At 70.1% G+C, this 7467-nt stretch carries 5 protein-coding genes; 2 read left to right on the top strand and 3 right to left on the bottom strand.

Annotated features, from left to right (window positions below):
- Positions 1–561 precede the first annotated feature (561 nt).
- Entirely contained in the window at positions 562–1119 is a 558-nt protein-coding gene (locus ACIRJP_RS21360) for a MarR family winged helix-turn-helix transcriptional regulator (RefSeq protein ID WP_266731022.1), read from the bottom strand.
- A gap of 155 nt (positions 1120–1274) precedes the next feature.
- Between ACIRJP_RS21360 and ACIRJP_RS21355 the strand changes: the two genes are divergently transcribed.
- On the top strand, positions 1275–2603 hold the full coding sequence (locus ACIRJP_RS21355) for an MFS transporter (protein WP_404176297.1): 1329 nt from the start codon (positions 1275–1277) through the stop codon (positions 2601–2603).
- 29 nt (positions 2604–2632) lie between these two features.
- Here the strand turns inward: ACIRJP_RS21355 and ACIRJP_RS21350 are convergent, their stop codons facing one another.
- Together ACIRJP_RS21350 and ACIRJP_RS21345 are read right to left on the bottom strand one after the other, a co-directional pair.
- Positions 2633–4414, bottom strand: coding sequence for a SpoIIE family protein phosphatase (locus tag ACIRJP_RS21350; RefSeq protein WP_404176268.1), 1782 nt, complete (start codon positions 4412–4414; stop codon positions 2633–2635).
- Between the two features lie 187 nt (positions 4415–4601).
- On the bottom strand, positions 4602–6080 hold the full coding sequence (locus ACIRJP_RS21345; protein WP_404176265.1) for an NAD(P)/FAD-dependent oxidoreductase: 1479 nt from the start codon (positions 6078–6080) through the stop codon (positions 4602–4604).
- Positions 6081–6419: 339 nt separating this feature from the next.
- Between ACIRJP_RS21345 and ACIRJP_RS21340 the strand changes: the two genes are divergently transcribed.
- The gene (locus ACIRJP_RS21340; protein WP_404176262.1) at positions 6420–7379 is read left to right on the top strand and encodes a TetR/AcrR family transcriptional regulator; all 960 of its coding nucleotides are present in this window, start codon (positions 6420–6422) and stop codon (positions 7377–7379) included.
- The last annotated feature ends 88 nt before the right edge of the window (positions 7380–7467 follow it).

The following is a 7467-nucleotide window of genomic DNA, read 5'->3' as shown; positions in this document are numbered from 1 at the left end:
GGAACCTCCAACCTGCCGAAGCAGGCCGGGGTATCAACATATCTGGCGTTGACTTTTGGCACGCTGTTGAGTTCTCAAGGAACGGACGCTTCCTTCGTACTCACCCTCTCGGGCTTTCCTCCGGGCTTTTCCCTTCGGTCTTGCGTTTCCGACTCTATCAGACTCTTTCGTGTCCGATTCCCGGTCGAAGCGGGATCCTGCTTTTCGCCTTCCAGTTCTTCGCTTTCGCGTTTCCCTTTCCGGCGAGTCCGACTCTATCAGATCCTTTCGGGCCTGATTCCCAGTCAGCGGGGTTTGTCTTCCCGGCCGTTGGGCCGTTCCGACGTTTCAAACTCTAGCGGATTTTCCCGGCGACTCATAATCGGGTCATCGAAATCAATTTCGGCATGCCGAAATTGTCCCGAGTGGGAGATCGTGCTGAGTTTGGTTGCCGCATTCGCGGCGGGATTGGCTGTCGCAGAACCGTTCCAGCTCCGTGACAACTCGAAGAACCTTACGGATCCGGGGTGAGTGTGTCAACCCGGCCAGGTCAAGCCCTTTTCCCACGGGTCGGACGCGGGTTCAGCCCAGGTCGGTGAGGCGGCCGCCGGCGTCCGGCTGGGCGTGCTCCACTCGGCGCAGGAGGCGGATCAGCATGTCACCGAGGCCGCCGCGCTCGTCGGCCGTGAGGTCCTGGAGCAGGTCCTCCTCGAAGTCGGTGGCCATCCGCATCGCCTCCAGCCACTTCGTACGCCCCTCGTCGGTCAGCTCGACGATCACGCGCACCCGGTTGTTCTCGTCCCGGTCGCGGGTGACCAGGCCCTCGCCCGCCATGCGGTCGATGCGGTGGGTCATCGCCGCCGGGGTGAGGCCCAGGCGCTTCGCCAGCTCTCCCGGGCCCAGGCGGTACGGGGAGCCGGCCAGGACCAGGGTCTTGAGGACCTCCCACTCGGCGTTGCTGATGCCGAGGGCGGCGAGCTGGCGTCCGTACGCCACGTTCATCCGGCGGTTCAGACGGCCCAGCGCCGAGACGACCTGTTCGACCTGCGGGTCGAGGTCGCGGAATTCGCGCTGGTAGGCGGCGATCTGCTCGTCGAGGCTCGGCTCCTGCGGTCCGGGCTGCTCGGGGGTGTCAGGCATGGCGGGAAGTATGGCACGCCTCCCATACCCGTCGAAGTCCTTCGAGCTGTATTGTTGAAGTTCTAATTTTAGTGTTAAAGTCTTCGGGTTCGAGTCGTTCGGATGGCTCGGCGTATCGCTTCGAGACCTTGAGGTAGGTGAGTGTGACCAGGGAGATGGGTGCAGCACTGCGGCGGATCCAGCTGGGGAGCGCGCTGAGCGCGTTCGGGCTGGGGTTCACCGTTCCGTATCTGTACGTCTATGTGGCACAGGTACGTGATCTTGGTGCTGGCACCGCGGGAGTCGTACTGGCGGTCTTCGCCATGGCGGCGCTGGCCGTTCTGCCGTTCACCGGGCGTGCGATCGACCGGCGCGGGCCGCTGCCCGTACTCGTCGTCGCCTCCGGCATCGCCACCCTGGGCGCCGTCGCCCTCGGTCTTTCGTCGGGCGTGACCGCGTCCGTGCTTTCGGCCGCGGTGCTCGGCGCGGGTACGGCGGTCATGCAGCCGGCGCTCGCGACCATGCTCGTGTGGTGCTCCAGCACCGCCACCCGTACGCGCGCCTTCGCCATGCAGTTCTTCCTGCAGAACCTCGGGCTCGGCATCGGCGGACTGGTCGGCGGGCAGATCGTCGACACGAACCGGCCGGAGACCTTCACCCTGCTGTTCCTCATCGAAGCCGCGATGTTCGTCGTGCTCGGCGTCATCGCCTGCACGGTGCGACTGTCCCGTACGCCCACCATCGTGGACGCCAGGCCGACCGACGGGTCCAAGGCATCGGGCGGGCTGAGGGCGCTGCTCTCGCACCGGGCCATGGTGCAGCTGTGCGTACTGGGCTTCGTGCTGTTCTTCGCCTGCTACGGACAGTTCGAGTCCGGGCTCGCGGCATACGGCACCGAGGCTGCCGGGATGCAGCCCTCGACGCTCGGCATCGCGCTGGCCGCCAACACCGCCGTCATCGTCGTGGCGCAGTTCGTCGTGCTGCGGCTCGTCGAGCGCCGCCGGCGCAGCCGGGTCATCGCGTCGGTCGGTCTGATCTGGGCGTTCGCCTGGATCGTGGCCGGTTACGCGGGGCTGGGGCACGGCAGCCAGACCATGGCGACTGCCGCGATGATCTCCACGTACGCGCTGTTCGGGCTCGGTGAGTCGATGCTGTCGCCGACCGTGGCCCCGCTGGTGGCCGATCTGGCGCCGGAGTCGATGGTCGGTCAGTACAACTCCGCGTTCGCCCTGTGCAAGCAACTCGCGCTGGCGGTCGGTCCGGCTGTCGGCGGACCGATGGGGGCGACGCTGCACGGGCCGTACATCGTGACGTTCGTGCTGTTCTCGCTGGGCATCACGGCGCTGGCGCTGCGGCTCGGCCGGCGGCTCACTCCCGTGCAGGACCAGCCTTCGCTGGAGACGGCGCCCTCCAGGGTGGTGGCCGTGTCACTGCCGGCTACCGAGCCCGGCTCCGCTTCCACCGCTGCCTCTGCCCCTGCTTCCGCGGCGGCCGCTGCTCGCTGAGCGGTCGGGCCCTGTCGGTGACAGGGCCCTCACTGCGGCAGGGCGAATTCGCACCAGACCGCTTTGCCACCGCCCGGCGTGCGGCGGCTGCCCCAGGACGAGGCGATCGTCGCGACGATCGAGATGCCGCGGCCCGCTTCGTCGGCCGGGTCGGCCCGGCGGCGGCGCGGCAGGTGGTCGTCGCCGTCGGTCACCTCGATGATCAGGCGACGGTCGGTGCGCCGCAGGCCCAGCCGCATCGGCGGGGTGCCGTGCTTGAGGGAGTTCGCGACGAGCTCGCCGGCGGCCAGGACGCCCAGGTCGCAGAGCTCGACCGGGAACCGCCACGAGGTGAGGACCCCCGTCGCGAAGGCGCGGGCGCGCGGGGCCGCCTCGATGCCGCCGAGCAGATCGAGCGAGGCGTTGTGGAACAGCTCCGCGCTCGCCCCGGTGCGGGCGGGGTGCTGGACCACCAGCACCGCCACGTCGTCGTCGTGCTCCGCGGTCACACCGAGCGAGCGGATCAGCCGGTCGCAGACCACCTGTGGTGAACCCTTGGCCCCGGAGAGGGCGCGTTCCAGCGCGGCGACGCCCTCGTCGATGTCCTCGCTCCGGCGCTCCACCAGGCCGTCCGTATAGAGGACGGCGGTGGAACCGGGTGGCAGCGCGATCGTGCCCGAGGTGTGGATCCAGCCGCCGGTGCCGAGCGGCGGCCCCGTCGGGTCCTCGGCGCGGTGGACCGTGCCGTCCTCGTGGCACACCAGGATCGGGAGGTGGCCGGCGGAGGAGTAGACGAGCCGGCCCTCGTTGGGGTCGTGGACCGCGTAGGCGCAGGTGGCGATCTGGCTGGCGTCGATCTCGGCGGCGAGGCCGTCCAGCAGCTGAAGCACCTCGTGCGGCGGGAGGTCGAGCCGGGCGTAGGCGCGTACGGCCGTACGGAGCTGGCCCATGACCGCGGCGGCCCGCACCCCGCGGCCCATCACGTCCCCGATGACCAGGGCGGTGCGGCCCGCGCCGAGGGTGATGACGTCGTACCAGTCGCCGCCGACCGCGGCGTCCGTGCCGCCGGGCTGGTAGGTGGCGGCGATCCGGAGGTCGTCGGGCTGCTCCAGCTCCTGCGGGAGCAGGGAACGCTGGAGGGTGACGGCCGTTTCGCGGAGGCGGCGCTCGCTGGCGCGGAGCCGTTCGGCGGCCTCGGCGTGGTCGGTGACATCGGTGGCGTACACGAGCACACCGCTCTCGCCCCCTCTGCCTCGGCCCCTGTTGTTCTTGCTGTTCCTGCCGCTCTTGTTGCTCGTATCGGCCTTGTTCGGCGGGGTGCCGTCGTCGTCGCTGTCCCGGTGTACCGGGGTGCAGGTCACGGTGTACGAATTTCCGCTGCGGACCTTGCGGGACTTGACCGTACGCGGAGTGCCGCTGCGCAGGACCTGGTCCATGAGGGGCAGCAGGCTCAGCTCGTCGAGCTCGGGCATCGCCTCGGCGGCGGTGGCGCCGGCCGGGCGGGGCCCGAAAGCGGCGGCGTAGGCGTCGTTGACGTACGCGATCCGGTGGTCGGGGCCGTACACCAGGGCCACCAGGGCGGGCAGCTGGCCGAGGATGTCCCGGGCCGAGAGGTCCTCCAGGGCGGGGCCGGCCGGCCGGGGAGCCGCACCCTGCGAGTCGTCCAGCGGATCGGGGCCCGTACCGGCCTGCGGGTCGCCGTCCGGCGGGCGGGGGCCGGCCTCGGGCCGTGCGTACTCGGCGCGGGCCGAGGGCACGGAACTGCGGTCGTCCCGTGCGGCGGCGCGGCGCTGCGTTCCAGGTAGGCGGGCGCTCCAGCGCGTGAAGTTCACGGAATTTCTGGCCTCGTGTGTCGGTCTGGTCCGCTCTCGCGGGCTGCTCACTGTCGGTCACTGCCGGCCGGGTCACTCTGTGCAGATGTGGGCCCACCTATGGTCACACGTCCAGTGTGACGGACCGTACTGACAGTTGTCGGTACGGTCCGCCGCCTGGCGGGTGGACGGGCGGGTCGACGGTCCGTCAGCCGCCGCTCCCCGTCGGGCCGTCGGGCCCGGAGCCCACATCCGGCCCCGGCGAGTTGCCGGGGCCGGGCGGGTTGTCCCGGCCCGGCGGGCCGTTGGGACCGGGGCGTCCGCCGCCTGCGGCGAGCTCGAACTCGGCGCGTGGGTGCTCCAGCGAGCCGAGGGAGACGATCTCGCGCTTGAAGAGCCCGGCGAGGGTCCATTCGGCAAGGACTCGTGCCTTCCGGTTGAACGTGGGGACACGGCTGAGGTGGTACGTACGGTGCATCAGCCAGGCCGGACAGCCCTTGAGCTTACGGCCGTAGACATGGGCGACGCCCTTGTGGAGGCCGAGCGAGGCGACGGAGCCCGCATAGCTGTGCCGGTACTCCTTCAGGGGCTGTCGGGCGAGGGACGCGAGGATGTTCTCGGCGAGGACCTTGGCCTGGCGCACCGCGTGCTGGGCGTTGGGCGCGGTCTGCCTGCCCGCTTCCTCGGCGGTCAGGTCGGGCACGGCCGCGGCGTCCCCGGCGGCCCAGGCGTGCTCGACGCCCTCGACGGCGAGTTCCGCCGTGCACCTGAGCCTGCCGCGTTCGTCGAGCGGCAGATCGGTCGCGGCGAGGACCGGTGCGGGTTTGACGCCCGCGGTCCACACGAGGGTGCGGGTCGGAAACCGGGAACCGTCGCTCAGGACGGCGATCCGGCCCTCGCAGGACTCCAGCCGGGTGTCGAGGCGTACGTCGATGTTGCGGCCGCGCAGCTCACGGATCGCGTACGTGCCCATCGTCTCGCCGACCTCCGGGAGGATGCGGCCGGACGCCTCGACGAGGATCCACTTCAGGTCCTCGGCCTTGATGTTGTGGTAGTACCGCGAGGTGTAGCGGGCCATGTCCTCCAGCTCGGCGAGGGCCTCGACGCCCGCGTATCCGCCGCCGACGACGACGAAGGTGAGCGCGGCGTCGCGGATGGCGGGGTCGCGGGTGGCGGAGGCGATGTCCATCTGCTCGATGACGTGGTTGCGCAGTCCGATGGCCTCCTCGACGGTCTTGAAGCCGATGCCGTGGTCGGCGAGGCCGGGGACCGGGAGGGTGCGCGAGACGGAGCCGGGGGCGAGGACGAGTTCGTCGTACGGGATCTCGACCGCGCCGGTGCCGTCCTCCCCCGTGGCGAGGGTGGTGACGGTGGCCGTGCGCTCGGCGTGGTCGATGGACTGCGCCTCACCGATCACGATCTTGCAGTGCGCGAGGACGCGGCGGAGCGGCACGACGACATGGCGCGGTGAGATCGAACCGGCGGCCGCCTCGGGCAGGAACGGCTGATACGTCATATACGGCTCGGGGGTGACGACCACGATCTCGGCCTCACCGCTTCTGAGTCTCTGCTTCAGCTTCCGCTGGAGACGCAGCGCTGTGTACATCCCGACGTAGCCACCACCGACGACGAGAATGCGCACACCCGGTGGGGGGCCGGGGGGTGTTCCCCCGGAATCTGAAGCCATCACCACCCCATGACGCAACGTGCTCAAGGGTTTGTCCACAGGCTCGACAAATTGTGTGACCGGAGGTTCTGGATGGGTGGTGGCCGCAGGGCTCGGCGGGGATGCGCAAGCCGCGCAGGTCAGGGGTTGAGGCGGTGGTTCCGGACGGAGGCCGAATCAGTGACCAACCGGTCCTTGCGCCGATCGGGGGCGCTCCGTGCGGAACTACCCCCTTCTGAATTGAGCCGGGCTCAACTATGTTCGTATGTCGTCGGGGTGTCGGATGGGGACGGTGATCCACTCCCCGGCTCAAACGGCGGGAAGTCTCCGGGGGGAGACGTCATAACCGGGGGAACAGTTATGCATATTCAGGATTCTTGGCAGGCTTCGACTGCGGTTTCGTCCCATTCGTCCGATGGAACCGGGCGAAACGGTGCGGTGGGAACGGTCGGGGCGGTGACGGCGAGTTCGGTCGGCACGGTCGGATCCGGCGGAGCCAACGGGGCAGCCGTCGCGACCGGGACCGCCGCGGTCTCCGCGGCGAATGGCCGCTCGGCTCCGCTGCGCGTGGATGCGCAGCGGAATCTGGAACATGTCCTGCGGGCCGCGCGCGAGGTGTTCGGCGAACTGGGGTACGGAGCTCCGATGGAAGACGTGGCGCGCCGCGCCAGGGTCGGAGTCGGCACGGTGTACCGGCGCTTCCCGAGCAAGGACGTGCTGGTCAGGCGGATAGCCGAGGAGGAGACCTCCCGGTTGACGGACCAGGCCCGGACCGCGCTCGGCCAGGAGGACGAACCGTGGTCGGCGCTGTCGTGCTTCCTGCGTACGTCCGTGGCCTCGGGTGCCGGGCGGCTGCTGCCGCCGCAGGTGCTGCGGGTCGGCGTCGATGTCGACTCCGACGGCTCCGGTGGCTCCGGTGGCTCCGGTGGCGATGAACTGACGGTGGCCGGGGAGTCGGTGACCATACCGGGCTCGGCATCGGGTTCGGGATCGGGCGCCGATCGGGACGAGGCCCGGGTGCCTCAGCAACGACAGGGCGCCGACCATGCCGACCTCCGGGCGGCCGACGAGCGTTCCGCCGCGGAGACCGGCATCGCGGACGACGACACGGGAGCCGGCGAGCTGCTGGAGGTGGTCGGCCGCCTGGTGGACCGGGCACGGGCAGCCGGTGAACTGCGTCGTGACGTGACGGTCGCGGATGTGCTGCTGGTGATAGCGACGGCGGCGCCTTCGCTGCCTGACGCGGCACAGCAGGCCGCCGCTTCCAGCAGGCTCCTGGACATCCTGCTCGAAGGGCTGCGCTCCCGACCGGTCATCTGAGTCGCCCGAGTCGCCTGATCGGAGCGTGCGTGGGGGCCGGTGAGCCTACGGCGCTTGTGGTGCGCGGGCGCAGTGGCAAGTGCCGCTG

It is taken from the genome of Streptomyces sp. NPDC102437, from assembly GCF_044765565.1.
GTDB lineage: Bacteria > Actinomycetota > Actinomycetes > Streptomycetales > Streptomycetaceae > Streptomyces.
Note: the sequence above shows the minus strand (reverse complement) of the source record. Positions and strands in the feature narration are given on the sequence as shown.

Coding starts and splice junctions, on each gene's coding strand:
- ACIRJP_RS21360 (WP_266731022.1), bottom strand. CDS start 1,119: ATGCCTGACACCCCCGAGCAGCCCGGACCGCAGGAGCCGAGCCTCGAC.
- ACIRJP_RS21355 (WP_404176297.1), top strand. CDS start 1,275: ATGGGTGCAGCACTGCGGCGGATCCAGCTGGGGAGCGCGCTGAGCGCG.
- ACIRJP_RS21340 (WP_404176262.1), top strand. CDS start 6,420: ATGCATATTCAGGATTCTTGGCAGGCTTCGACTGCGGTTTCGTCCCAT.
- ACIRJP_RS21345 (WP_404176265.1), bottom strand. CDS start 6,080: ATGGCTTCAGATTCCGGGGGAACACCCCCCGGCCCCCCACCGGGTGTG.